Here is a 12,444-nt window from a genome sequence, read left to right as displayed (position 1 = left end):
GTCGCCGCAAAGGCCTTTGGCGCAAGGACGTAACGGCTTCACGCTGCAGTGCGATGCAGCACAAACTGCCAAAGGAGGCTCAGGCCTCGCCCGGGAATATCTCGCTGATGATCCTCATCAGATCGGCCTCGCGGAACGGCTTGCGCAGATAGGCGTGAAAACGCCCTGCCCGGTCGCGCACGACATGCTCCAGCAACGAGGTCATGACGACCACCGGAATTCCGCTCAGCCGCTCGTCCTGCCCCATCGCTGCGATCAGGCCGGCGCCGTCGAGGAACGGCATCATGAAATCGGTTAGCACGAGATCGGGCGTGTCCCGATGCAGAATGTCGAGCGCCTCACGGCCGTTGCCGGCTACGAGGACATTGAAGGCATATTCGCTCAACAGGACTTCGAGCCAGTCGGCGATCGCCCATTCGTCCTCGACAATCAGGACAGTTCGCACCGCTATTCTCCAGTCAACTTAAGATCCGTCGATGGAGTTGGTGCAGGTCCCTGACTAGAAATGTCCCTGAGGATGCGCTCCGCACTCTGGAAATCGGCATCAAGAACGATGCCGCCGTCGAGAATTTCAAAGCGGCGCATGCGCATATCGGTCCGGCGGTCACGCGATTTCAGAATGGTCATCAGACGATGGTTTTCCGAGCGCAGGGCTGCGAGATGCAGCGCGATGATGTTCTCAGCAACCGCGGAGAGACCCGTCTGGTTGACACCCTTGAGCGGCTGCCCGGGTGTCATGCCAGCGTGATCGGTTTCTGCCGTCGCCAGCGTGGTAACACCGAGTGCGCGCAACTCGTTGCACAGCGCCGACAAAAAAGAGCCGATGCGCTCCTTTTCGTCGGTGAGCTTCGAGAAGCCTTCGATGCCATCGATCACCAGACGGCGCACGCCGTTCTGCCTGATGGTCGAGAGCAGCTCGGTTGCGACCTCGTCGAGCACCGCTTCTGTCTGCGGGCGCCACATCAGCGTGACCTTTTCGCCCCGCGCCTTCAGCGGCAGCTTGAGGCTGTCGGCCTTGATCCGCAGCGCCATCGGATTCTCGTGAAACCCGAACAGCATCGCCGGTTCATTGGCGGGACCGCCGGTCAGGAACTGGAGGCCTGCGGTGGTCTTGCCCGACCCGGAAGGTCCGAGCACGACGGTCACCGAATGCGTATCGACGCCGCCGCCGAGCATCTTGTCGACGCCGCCGATACCGACCGAGACCATCGGACCATCGGCGCTGTCCCAAACGCTCGGTGTCTCCAGCAGCGCCTCGATACGCGGATAGATGGCGTGGCCGTTCTCGGTGATGCGATAGGAGTGCTTGCCGCCCATGAACCAGGTGCCACGCAGTTTATGGACCTGCAGCGAACGCTCGGCACGGCGGCCGTGCAACGAGGTCTGCAGCTCGATCAGACCGTCCACCATCGTATGCTCAGGCGGATGCGCATCGGCGTCGAAGGCGCTGGTCAGAAGGAACATGGTGCAGTTGCTGAAGGCGGCCTGGGTCTGCAATTCGTGGATGAACTTCTTCAGCTCAAGCTCGGAGCGCGCCTTTTCGTGCACGGTGATGAGACCATCGAGCACGAGGATGCTGGCCTTGCGCGTGCGAACCTCGCGGCGGACCACGTCCAGCAGTCCGCGCAGCCCGTCGTCTTCCAGCGTCTTGAAGGCGCCGACATAGGACATGCGGTCGGGAATTGCTGCTTCATCGAAGAAGGTCATCCGCCGCATGTGTCCGATCATGCGGGCGTGGCTTTCGGCAAGCAGCGTGATGTAAAGCGCGTTCCGCCCCTGCGCGGCCTGCGCGAAACAGATCTGGTTGCCCAAAATCGTCTTTCCGGCGCCCGGGGCGCCCTGAATGATGTAGATGCCGCCGTCGAAAACGCCCCCGCCCAGGATCGCATCGAGACCCGGTACGCCGGTTGCAAACCGGCCGTTATCGCCACTCATTCCGAAACTGCCCCTAACGTGTCACCTATGCCGGTGAGATGTTGGAACGCGTCGGGGAGCGATGGGTTCCAAAGCTTTTTCAGAAATATTTCGAAACGCTGCCTCTCAGCAACGCAGCATCCCGCTAATAGCGCACCCGAAACGGAACATCGGCCTTTACGGGCCATTGCTGTCCGGTCACCCTGACAACATCAGGCATGGAGGACGGAAATGGATCAGAAGCTGAATACCTGGACGTCGCAGCCTGAACTCGCCGGCAGCGATATGGTGCCGACGAATGACGGTTCTTATCATCCGGATTGCGGCGAAGAGCATGATCACAAGCCGACCAAGGCCATCATCGGCGTGGGGCTACTCGTGGTGCTGAGTTTCCTGCTCTATGAATTCAACGGCAAAGTGTCCAAAACACACACGTCAGCGACCCCGCCCGCGCAGCACCAGAGCTTCGCGGCTAACCGCTAGGCTTCGGCAGCTTCGTCCGCAATAGCGCTTTCAGTCTCGGGCACGACGACCCGAAACTGGAAGCCATGCAGACCGATGGTCGGAACGATACCGAAATGGTCTGTGCCGAAGACTTTGACCCGATGCTGCAGTTCGTCTTTCTCAATGCTTACCGGGATATCGCAGATCTGCTCATAGGCCTTACGTGTGTGACGCGTGCTGCCCCAGCGCAGCGCCCGCTCGATCAGCGGCTCCGGCTGTGTGGCCAGAACGCGTGCCATCCGCCAGAAAGTCTGCACCAGCTTCGTATAGGCAATCTCTTCCAGACCCGCGACACTGATATCCGCCGGAATTGGGAACGCCTCGACATCCACGATCGGTCCGGCATCGACACGTGCAATCATGCGATGGACCGTGCAGCCGAAGTCGGTCGCATGATCGTAGAGCGCAAAATGTGCCGGGGCCCAGCCGGGATATTGCGGCGGACCCGGATGGAAATTGTAGGCGCCAAAGCCAAGCTGATCGAGCACCGCGCCGGGGACTATCACGCCGGTGGTGAACGAAATCATCCGCGCCCGGCGCAGCCAGTCGGGCTCGATCGCCGCCAGATCTTCAGCTGTGAAAACAGGAAGGACCGTAAGGGCCGGATTGTGACCACGGAGCAAAGTTGTGAAGACCGAGTGCTCAGCAGGACCCGTCAGGAGGATAATCGTATCGAACATTCGGGCTGCCACGCGCTTCTGCGAATCAATAATCGCCTCAGCGTCGCAGCCAGGCCTTAACATCTGATGAGCAGACCCGATCACGCTGCATTGCCACATAGGATGAGGCTCTGGAATGGCACAATCTCTGGAACATGCACCTCATCTGACGATTGTCTTGCCGCACAGGAGGACCCCATGGCGAACATTCCCAATCCCAATGATCCGTATCGTCCAAATCCCGCTGATGACATCCGCAATCCTGCGCGGCTCGACAATGAGCTGCAGGCCGATCCTGAACTCGCGGAAGGGCCAGCCAGTGGTAGCCGCATGGCTATTTATGCACTTGGCATTGTGGTCTTGCTCGGCGCCGTCTTCTACGGCCTGAACAATACATCGATGAATCCGGGCGACGCGACGAAGACCGCATCCCAATCCGCCCCGGCGACGCAGGACAGTACGCCAAAGGCGCCGGCGCCAACCAACAACGTCGCGGATTCCTATTCGAAGCCGCCGGTAGCTCCCGGCGTGCGGGACGTGACACCGACCAACAATCAGCCCGGTCTCACCACCGGTGCGGCACCTGCGCGACCGCAAGCCCCGCAATCGGCTCCGACCGGCACCGAGATCGACAGCTCGAAGGGCGGCGCGCCGAAGTAACGGCGCGACGGGCAGACAAAGCTGCGGACAGCAGTGTCCGCGGCTTTGTCGCGCGTGGACTATGCGGTTACCTGCCGCAGGAATGTGCGCTCTTCCGCCAGGATGAACTGGTGCTCCTCGGCCGACGCGAAATTCGCGACGCCGTCAGCGTCAGTGCGCAGTCTGGCGCGGTAGGCCTCATAGGCCGCGAGACTTGGAAACGAGATCAGGCCGAATGCGATGTTGTTCGTTCCTTCATGCGGCATCCAATAGCCCTGCAGATCACCACCGCATTTGGGAATAATCGTCAGCCAGCGCTTGGCATAGGCCTCGAACAATGTGCGTTTGAACGGATCGATCTGATAGCGAATGAAGACAGTGATCGTCATGGCGGCTCCCTCTGCAGATGCCTGGATATAGCCGCTTGCTCGACCGCAATACTTTGATTAGCGTCGAAGTATGAAAGCAGGCCCCGACATCGCCATGGTCGCCGCACTTGTTGGCGACCCTGCACGCGCCAATATGCTGACGGCGCTGATGACAGGCCGTGCGCTGACCGCGAGTGAGCTCGCCCAGGAAGCCGGGATTACGGCGCCAACCGCGAGCTCACACCTCTCCAAGCTCGAAGCCGGTGGCCTGATCGAGCCGGAAAAACAAGGGCGCCATCGCTATTATCGCCTCACCGGCCCCGATGTCGCCGGTGTGCTGGAAGGTCTGGCCGGCCTGGCAGCCCGTGCGGGCCATCTCCGCGTTCGCACCGGGCCGAAAGAACCCGCATTGCGCCGCGCGCGGATTTGCTACGACCATCTCGCCGGCGATCTCGGCGTGCAGATGCTCGACAGTATGCGGGCACAAAAGCTGATCCGGCAGACCGAGCGGGTCATCGAACTCACGACCCAGGGCAGCCGGTTCGTTGCTGAAGAATTGAGGATTGATCCGGCGACGCTGACTCATCCGCGCCGGCCGGTCTGCAAGGCCTGCCTCGACTGGAGCGAGCGCCGCCACCATCTGGCCGGGACACTTGGCGCCGCCATCATGATCTCATTTACTGCCATGAAATGGGCGGCTAGAGACCCCTCGCCCGGTAGCCGCGTGGTGCATTTCACCCGCAGCGGCGAGAAGCGCTTCGAGGCATTGTTCGGCACCACCGGCGACGCCATCCGGAAAACGTGAAGACGCCGGCTTACCTTCGCCGCAATGCAGCCCGAAACCGCGCCGGACCTTTCTTCTCCCGGAGTCTTCTCAATGAACCGCCTGCTGCTCGCCGCGCTGATTGCCACATTACCGCTCACTTCGTCACAGGCGGCTGAGCCTCCCGCAGCGCGCGAGCCCTATGGTATCGGTCTCGAAGGTTTCCCCTATCCCTACCCCGTCAACATGCTGCCGCTGGTCAATGACGGCGAGCAGCTGCGCATGGCCTATATGGACGTGCCATCGACCAAGCCCAACGGGCGCACTGTCGTGCTGCTGCACGGCCGTAACTTCCCTTCGAGCTACTGGGCGCCGGTGATCGGCACATTGAACGAGGCCGGTTACCGCGTCGTGGTCCCCGACCAGATCGGCTTCGGCAAATCGTCGAAGCCATCAGGCGATCTGCATTTCGACACCCTCGCCCGTAACACCGTCGCGCTGATGGATCACCTTGGAATTTCCAAATTCGACATCGTTGCGCATTCCCTCGGCGGCATGTTGAGCGTCCGTATCGCGCGCGCTTATCCCGATCGCATCGATCACCTGCTGCTCGCGGCGCCGATCGGACTTGAGGACTATCGGCTCTTTGTGCCACCGACACCAACCGAAAAGATTCTGGAGAACGAAGACAAGCTGACGGCGGAAGGTTACCGCAAACAGCTCGAAGTGAACTATTCGCTGAAGATGCAGCCCGACCAGGTAACGCCCTTCATCGACGCGCGCTTCAACATCAAGGGGTCGCCGGAATATCCGCGCTGGCTGCGCGCCTTCGTCAGTTCGGCGCAGCTCATTTATCGCGAGCCCGTGGTCCACGAAATTCCGCTGATCGCCCTGCCGACCCTGTTCATCATGGGCGCCGACGATCACAACGCACCGGGCAAGCCGAATGCGCCGGAAGCGTTGCGGCCAAAGATGGGCCAGAACGCCGATCTCGCCAAGGCGCTGGCGGCGAAGATGCCGAACGCGAAGGCCGAGGTGCTTCCGGACGCGGGCCATATCGTGTTTCTCGATGCACCGGCCAAATTCAACGAATTGATGCTGGGCTTCCTCGCGGCGAAGTAGCAACTGCCGCGCCCTGCTACGCGGATATCCCGAAACATTCATGCTGTATTCAGATCGAATCGGCTTAATCGTGCTGTGCAGCGTTGATCCCCAGCAATTTTCTTGCCCGTAAGAGTCCTGCAGCGGGTGATGCGATGCCATCATTATTCTCTGCGCCGCATCGCGGCACCATCGAGGGAGAACACGAATGAAGACGATCTTTGCGGCAGCCTTGTTTGCCGTTAGCGTCGGGGGCATCGGTGCCGCCAGCGCAATGCCTCTGGCTCCGCTGAGCGCTGCAGACACGGCAGGCGTGATCCAGGTCGCTCAGGGCTGCGGCCCCGGCTATGCCCGTGGTCCCTATGGCGGTTGCCGCCCGATGTTCCGCGGCCCGCCGCCGCGCGGCCCGGGTTACTGCCCCCCCGGCTTTTTCCGCAATCCCTACGGCCGCTGCATCCGCCGCTGGTGATCGCTGCACAATCCTAACGACGAAGACCCCGCCACTGGCGGGGTTTTTTGTTGCCCACGCGCCGGTTACAGCCGTCACACGAAGATGACAGAATGGCACTTCGCTATTCTGGAGATCGTCATGTCGCGCGCTTTGCGTCGTCTCATACTGGCCGGGCTGCTCGGCCTCTCATCGCTGACGACCGGCCGCGCCGACACCATCGCACTGCCCGAGCCACAGCTCGGCCCGCGGCCGTTCTATCTTGTCGACAAGATGAAAGACGGCCCGCTGAAGGCAAAGCTCAGCACCTGCACCGGGCCGTTTCGCAGGAGCGACTTCTCAATCGCCCATCGCGGCGCGCCGCTGCAATTTCCCGAACATACAAGGGAGTCCTATCTCGCTGCGGCGCGCATGGGCGCAGGCGTGATCGAATGTGATGTAACGTTCACCAGGGATCGCCAACTGGTCTGCCGGCATTCGCAATGCGACCTGCACACGACAACGAACATCCTGTCGGTGCCGGCGCTGGCGAACAAGTGCACGCAACCTTTCAGCCCTGCCGATCCCGCCACCGGCAAGAAGGCATCGGCGAAATGCTGTACCAGCGACATCACGCTGTCGGAGTTCAGGACGCTGACGGCGAAGATGGATGCCGCCAACACCTCTGCCACGACCATCGCTGATTATCAGAACGGCACGCCGCGCTGGCGCACCGACCTTTATGCCAGCTCGGGCACGCTGATGACCCACGCGGAAAGCATCGCACTGATCAAGAGCCTCGGCGCCAAATTCACGCCGGAGCTGAAGGCTCCAGAGGTGCCGATGCCGTTCGACGGCGATTACAGCCAGGAGAAATACGCGACCCAGATGCTCGACGAGTATCGCGCCGCAGGCATTCCGCCTGGCGACGTATTTGCCCAGAGCTTTGATCTCAACGACATCAAGTTCTGGATCCGCACCGCGCCGGAATTCGGCGCGCAGGCGGTCTATCTCGACGGCCGCTATGAAACACCGGGTTTCGATCACATGCGCGCGGAAACGTGGAAACCGTCGATGGCCGAACTCAAGGCTGCCGGCGTCAAGATTCTCGCGCCGCCGATCTACATGCTGCTGACGCTTGATGGCACCAACAAGATCGTGCCCTCCCCTTATGCCAAGGCAGCGCGCGACGCCGGGCTCGATCTGATCACCTGGTCGCTGGAGCGCGACGGGCCGCTCGCAAACGGCGGCGGTTTTTTCCATCGCTCGGTCAAACCCGCCATCGACCGCGACGGCGACACGCTAACGGTGCTCGATGTCCTGGCGAAAGACGTCGGCGTGCGCGGTGTGTTTTCCGACTGGCCGGCGACGACCACGTTCTATGCGAGCTGCATGGGGCTGCGCTGACGCAGAGCGCTATTTGGCGTCGCTGTCATAGACGAATTTCGGCATTTCCAGCTTCAGCCGGATTGCCAGCAGGCGGAACGCCAGTCCGGTCACGGCCGCAACGAGCGTCACCAGATCGGGACTGAATCCGTATTTAATGCCGCCGATATACAGAAGCCCCGTGACGATCGACACGCTGGCATAGAGCTCGGCGCGAAACAGCAGCGGCACGTCGTTGCACAGCACATCGCGAATAACGCCGCCGACGCAGCCGGTGATCATGCCGGCCACCACAACGATCAGCAGCGGCTGATCCATGGCGAGGGCGATGTTGCAGCCCATGATGGTGAAGACCACGAGGCCGATGGCATCGAGCACCAGAAACAGCGCGTGAAAACGATGCACGACCCGTGCGAGCCCGATGGTCAGCAGCGCAGCGCCGCCGGTCAGCAGCAGGAGATACGGGCTCTTCACCCACCACAGCGGGTAGTGCCCGAGCAGCATGTCGCGCACCGAACCACCGCCCAGTGCAGTGATGCAACCGAGCATGGCGACGCCGAGCCAGTCCATCTTGCGCCGCCCGGCCGCCAGCGCAGCCGTCATCGCCTCGGCAACGAGCGCGATCATGGCGAGCGGAAACAGCAGGGCTTCGGTATGGGGCATGGGACTCGTCGGTAGCGGATGACGGCGACCTGTAACACAAATCCGTGCATGCGGTGACCGGCGGCGGACAAATCCCCGCCATCTTCCTGAGCCTCCATCACAACCTCACAGCAGGAGGTGTCATGACCCGTCTGTTTCTCACCCTCCCCATTCTGCTCATGGCTGGCGCGGCCATGGCGGAGGACGCGCGGCTGTCGATGCCCTATTACGGCAGCGCCACTATGAATGCCGATGACAGCCTGGTGCTGCATTTCACCCGCACGGTGGACGGCAAACCGGCTGACGGCTCGCAGACCTTTGCCCCCGGCGATCGCAGCTATGACAACGTGCGTCGCCACCTGAGCGGCATTGAACCCGGCCAGACCAAACCGCTGACGCCCTGGAGAGACTGAGCGTCAGCACAAACGGGCTTGCCCTACCAGTACCGGCGGCGCCAGTACCGACGACGGACCCGATAACGGCGACGCCAGCCCCAATGCCGGCGGCGATAACCCCAGAAACGACGCCGACGCCAGCCGCGGCGACGCCACTGGACTTGCTCAGGCTGGAGACGATCGACGTCGTCCTGCGACGCCACCGCGGCTTGAGGTTCTGTGTCCGGTTTGTGGTTATCGAGCGGATTGGCCGGCAGCAGCGGCGCGGCCTGAGCCTGCGTGATGGCCTGAGCGGCCAAGCCGACGCCCGCGGCAAAGCCGAAGGCGATCTTCAGAAAATGACGGCGTTCCATCGCGATCCCTCCTGATATCCGTGAGAGCATCAGGATCGGACCAGCGGCATGAATGGAAACTGAATGTGCGTGGGAACTCACACATTCGGCATCTCGCCGTTATCGAAAGCCTGCGGCCAGTCCGACGACCTGACCATCGAGGCCGTTGAAACCATGATATCCCCGCGCCTCGCACGGATCGCCTTCGTTGCGTCCGCCGCTCAGCCACGCCACGCGGGCGCGCCCGGCCGACCATTTGACGAAGGGATCGACGCCGGCCGGCGCGGTAAACTTGCAGCCGTCATTGCGATGATGGATGACCAGCGTGCGCGGCAATGCCGAGGGCGAGCCGATGATCGACATGACATTGCTGCCGCCACCCGACTCCGCACTGAGAAAGCCCGAGGTCAGCACCAGCGCATCCGGCCGCGCACCGCGCGCGATACCCTCGGCGGCACGCTGCGTGCCACGGCTGGTGGCCACCACCGTCACCGGACGCTTGATCGCGGCCATGTATTGCACTGCGCTGGAGAGATCGGTGCCGGCATCCATCACCAGCACCGCAAGCCCACGCGCGGCATAGGCGCTGCGCGTGCGCACCAGTTGGTTGCCCTTCAGCCCGTTGATCTCACCGTGCTCGCCCGGACTGATCGCCCCACTGCCGCCCGGCATCAGGATCACGCTCGCGCGCGGCGATGCGGGCTTGATGAGCACGGCGCGGGAGCCACCGATGGTGACGGTTTCGTCGGCCTGCGCCGACGTGCCATTCACGTCCATTAGTGTAAGCACCGCGGCGGCACAGCCAATCAAGAGCCGATATTTCATCATGGACGCCCCCCCCGATGCGGTCTGCTCATTGTTCCGGCCACTGTAGCCCGGATGAGTGAAGCGACATCCGACATTTTCTGAAATATCCGCGTATCGCTGCACTCACGTGGGCTACCGGCTAAATCGCAAAAGTACCGAACTGCGGTATCGCAACATCCTCAAAGCAGAGATTGATAATTACGCGCCCATATTCAGTTGTTGGCGCAGTCTGCACCATCGGGGTATCATCGCCAAAGTGGCCAGCATCAATAATCTGATCAATCAGACCAATATCCATGATGCGGCGCATAACCGGATCCCAATCAGGCAATACCATTGTAGAATTGAGCAGCGCTGCAACCTGTTGCGATTTTTCTTCAAACCGCGAACAGATCTTGAGTTCATCCACCGCTAGAAGATTTCGATGAATACGATCATTGGTCTGAATTGCATGGAGCATTGGCTCTGTGAGTTCGGAAATCACCCTTGCACATTGAGCTTTGTAGATCGCATGTCGCGGCATGTTAGCCAGCAAAGCGACAGCTCGGGCAAGTATCTCAGCAACCCTTTCATTTGTCTCCGAAACCAGACTGCGTAGAGCCGAATCAGCCGCGATTTGGTGTGTTCCATCAGAACTGAACGGCGAGTTCGTCATCGACTCAAGTTGTTCGACACGACCAGCCAGTTCTTCAAGAAACCGTAGCGTAATTTTCTGATTTGCCAGATTGACGGATGCCTTTGCACGCTCATTTGCGGCGTCAACGAATACCTGTCCAAAATCAAGCGCAAGTGAAGCAAGCGGAATCGACGAAAGACCGGCTTTAACTACAAGCAAGCCAATCTTCTGAATGGCCACCTCTGAAGGTGTAGAAGGATTGAGCTTTTCGATATGCTTCACTTGCCCCGCCCTTGTAACCCACTCGCCTTATTGTCGCGAACTAAGATGTGTCCCTCTACAACGGCATGTTGTCGTGCTTCTTCATCGGCACTTCCAGATGCTTGTCCTTCAGCATCGCCAGCGCGCGGGCGATGCGCTTGCGGGTGGAGTGCGGCATGATCACGTCGTCGATATAGCCGCGCTCGGCGGCGACGAAGGGCGACAGGAAGCGGTCTTCATATTCCTTGGTGCGCGCGGCGATCTTGTCGGCGTCGCCGATATCCTGACGGAAGATGATTTCCACGGCGCCCTTGGCGCCCATGACGGCGATCTGTGCCGTCGGCCAAGCATAGTTCATGTCGGCGCCGATTTCCTTCGAGGCCATCACGTCGAAGGCGCCGCCATAGGCCTTGCGGGTGATCACGGTCACCAGGGGGACGGTGCATTGGCTGTAGGCGAACAGCAGCTTGGCGCCGTGCTTGATGAGGCCACCATATTCCTGCGCGGTGCCCGGCAGGAAGCCTGGCACGTCGACGAAAGTCACGATCGGAATATTGAAGGCGTCGCAGAAGCGCACGAAACGCGCCGCCTTGCGCGAAGCGTCACTGTCGAGCACGCCGGCCAGCACCATCGGCTGGTTGGCGACGAAGCCCACTGTCTTGCCGGCAATGCGACCGAAGCCAGTGACGATGTTCTTGGCGAAGGTCTCGGCGATCTCGAAGAAATCGCCCTCGTCCACGACTTTCAGGATCAGCTCCTTCATGTCGTAGGGCTTGTTCGGATTGTCGGGGATCAGCGTGTCGAGCGACAGGTCTTGGCGCTCGATGTCGTCGAAGCTCGGCCATTCCGGCACGCCTTCGGTGTTGTTGGCCGGCAAGAAGTCGATCAGCCGGCGCATCTGCAAGAGCGTCTCGACGTCGTTCTCGAACGCGCCGTCGGCGATCGAGGATTTCGTCGCATGCACGCTGGCGCCGCCGAGTTCTTCGGCGGTGACCACCTCGTTGGTCACGGTCTTCACCACGTCGGGACCGGTGACGAACATATAGCTGGTGTTCTTCACCATGAAGATGAAGTCGGTCATGGCCGGCGAATAGACGTCACCGCCGGCGCAGGGTCCCATGATGACGGAGATCTGCGGGATCACGCCGGATGCTTGGACGTTGCGGCGGAACACATAGGAATAACCCGCAAGGGCTGCGACGCCTTCCTGGATGCGCGCGCCACCGGCGTCATAGAGGCCGATGATCGGCGCCCGCGCCTTCATCGCCATGTCCTGCAGCTTGGTGATCTTGAGCGCGTGGGTCTCGGACAGCGAGCCACCGAACACGGTAAAATCCTTGGCGAAGACGAAGGTCTTGCGGCCGTTGACGGTGCCCCAGCCAGTGACGACGCCGTCACCGGGAATCTTGGACTTTTCCATGCCAAATTCCACGGAGCGGTGTTCGACGAACATGTCGAATTCCTCGAAGGACCCCTTGTCGAGCAAAAGCTCGATGCGCTCGCGGGCGGTCAGCTTGCCCTTGCTGTGCTGCGACTCGATGCGCGTCTCGCCGCCGCCCAGTTTGGCGCCTGCACGACGCGCTTCGAGGGTGTCCAGGATGTCTTTCATGTGCTCCAGCCCGTCAATGTC

At 61.2% G+C, this 12,444-nt stretch carries 16 protein-coding genes; 7 read left to right on the top strand and 9 right to left on the bottom strand.

All coding sequences use genetic code 11. From position 1 onward, the window contains the following. Window positions 1-79 precede the first annotated feature (79 nt). Together HP556_RS21290 and HP556_RS21285 are read right to left on the bottom strand one after the other, a co-directional pair. Window positions 80-445 (bottom strand): response regulator, encoded by a 366-nt coding sequence (locus tag HP556_RS21290; RefSeq protein ID WP_175368442.1) that lies wholly within the window; start codon window positions 443-445, stop codon window positions 80-82. A gap of 2 nt (window positions 446-447) precedes the next feature. Then, window positions 448-1,935 (bottom strand): RAD55 family ATPase, encoded by a 1,488-nt coding sequence (locus HP556_RS21285; protein WP_175368441.1) that lies wholly within the window; start codon window positions 1,933-1,935, stop codon window positions 448-450. Between the two features lie 210 nt (window positions 1,936-2,145). On the opposite strand from HP556_RS21285, the gene HP556_RS21280 reads away from it, so the two are divergent. Next, entirely contained in the window at window positions 2,146-2,397 is a 252-nt protein-coding gene (locus HP556_RS21280) for a hypothetical protein (RefSeq protein ID WP_175368440.1), read from the top strand. On the opposite strand, the gene HP556_RS21275 is transcribed toward HP556_RS21280, so the two are convergent. Continuing rightward, window positions 2,394-3,197: a formyltransferase family protein gene (locus tag HP556_RS21275; RefSeq protein WP_246297844.1), complete on the bottom strand. Its 804-nt coding sequence runs from the start codon at window positions 3,195-3,197 to the stop codon at window positions 2,394-2,396. The genes HP556_RS21280 and HP556_RS21275 overlap by 4 nt on opposite strands. 78 nt (window positions 3,198-3,275) lie before the next feature. Here HP556_RS21275 and HP556_RS21270 point away from each other — a divergent pair, with 78 nt between their 5' ends. After that, window positions 3,276-3,737: a hypothetical protein gene (locus HP556_RS21270; protein WP_175368439.1), complete on the top strand. Its 462-nt coding sequence runs from the start codon at window positions 3,276-3,278 to the stop codon at window positions 3,735-3,737. 59 nt (window positions 3,738-3,796) lie between these two features. On the opposite strand, the gene HP556_RS21265 is transcribed toward HP556_RS21270, so the two are convergent. Then, complete coding sequence (locus HP556_RS21265) at window positions 3,797-4,105, bottom strand: NIPSNAP family protein (protein ID WP_093761259.1); 309 nt, start codon at window positions 4,103-4,105, stop codon at window positions 3,797-3,799. A 70-nt stretch (window positions 4,106-4,175) separates the two neighbouring features. Between HP556_RS21265 and HP556_RS21260 the strand changes: the two genes are divergently transcribed. The 4 genes from HP556_RS21260 to HP556_RS21245 all read left to right on the top strand — a co-directional run bounded on the left by HP556_RS21260 (window position 4,176) and on the right by HP556_RS21245 (window position 7,782). Beyond that, complete coding sequence (locus HP556_RS21260; RefSeq protein ID WP_175368438.1) at window positions 4,176-4,889, top strand: ArsR/SmtB family transcription factor; 714 nt, start codon at window positions 4,176-4,178, stop codon at window positions 4,887-4,889. A gap of 72 nt (window positions 4,890-4,961) precedes the next feature. Further along, window positions 4,962-5,969, top strand: a complete 1,008-nt coding sequence (locus tag HP556_RS21255; protein WP_175368437.1) for an alpha/beta fold hydrolase — start codon at window positions 4,962-4,964, stop codon at window positions 5,967-5,969. Between the two features lie 187 nt (window positions 5,970-6,156). After that, the gene (locus tag HP556_RS21250) at window positions 6,157-6,417 is read left to right on the top strand and encodes a GCG_CRPN prefix-to-repeats domain-containing protein (protein WP_089268198.1); all 261 of its coding nucleotides are present in this window, start codon (window positions 6,157-6,159) and stop codon (window positions 6,415-6,417) included. Between the two features lie 120 nt (window positions 6,418-6,537). Then, entirely contained in the window at window positions 6,538-7,782 is a 1,245-nt protein-coding gene (locus HP556_RS21245; protein ID WP_175368436.1) for a glycerophosphodiester phosphodiesterase family protein, read from the top strand. A 9-nt stretch (window positions 7,783-7,791) separates the two neighbouring features. On the opposite strand, the gene HP556_RS21240 is transcribed toward HP556_RS21245, so the two are convergent. Continuing rightward, window positions 7,792-8,424, bottom strand: coding sequence for a trimeric intracellular cation channel family protein (locus HP556_RS21240; RefSeq protein WP_175368435.1), 633 nt, complete (start codon window positions 8,422-8,424; stop codon window positions 7,792-7,794). A gap of 122 nt (window positions 8,425-8,546) precedes the next feature. Between HP556_RS21240 and HP556_RS21235 the strand changes: the two genes are divergently transcribed. Next, a complete protein-coding gene (locus HP556_RS21235) occupies window positions 8,547-8,816 on the top strand; it encodes a hypothetical protein (protein WP_139212566.1) in 270 nt (89 codons plus the stop codon). A gap of 23 nt (window positions 8,817-8,839) precedes the next feature. On the opposite strand, the gene HP556_RS21230 is transcribed toward HP556_RS21235, so the two are convergent. From HP556_RS21230 to HP556_RS21215, 4 genes are all read right to left on the bottom strand, one after another. Next, entirely contained in the window at window positions 8,840-9,151 is a 312-nt protein-coding gene (locus HP556_RS21230; RefSeq protein WP_175368434.1) for a hypothetical protein, read from the bottom strand. Window positions 9,152-9,250: 99 nt separating this feature from the next. Then, window positions 9,251-9,907, bottom strand: a complete 657-nt coding sequence (locus HP556_RS21225; RefSeq protein ID WP_420878689.1) for an alpha/beta hydrolase — start codon at window positions 9,905-9,907, stop codon at window positions 9,251-9,253. Between the two features lie 169 nt (window positions 9,908-10,076). Then, window positions 10,077-10,835, bottom strand: coding sequence for a hypothetical protein (locus HP556_RS21220; protein WP_175368432.1), 759 nt, complete (start codon window positions 10,833-10,835; stop codon window positions 10,077-10,079). 55 nt (window positions 10,836-10,890) lie between these two features. Then, window positions 10,891-12,423 carry an acyl-CoA carboxylase subunit beta gene (locus tag HP556_RS21215; protein WP_089268193.1) on the bottom strand — a complete coding sequence of 511 codons (1,533 nt, stop codon included), beginning with the start codon at window positions 12,421-12,423 and terminating at the stop codon, window positions 10,891-10,893. Window positions 12,424-12,444 lie beyond the last annotated feature (21 nt).

Origin of the sequence: Tardiphaga robiniae (assembly GCF_013359755.1) — a bacterium.
Taxonomy (GTDB): Bacteria; Pseudomonadota; Alphaproteobacteria; order Rhizobiales; family Xanthobacteraceae; genus Tardiphaga; species Tardiphaga robiniae.
This window is presented reverse-complemented; position numbering and strand designations above follow the sequence as displayed.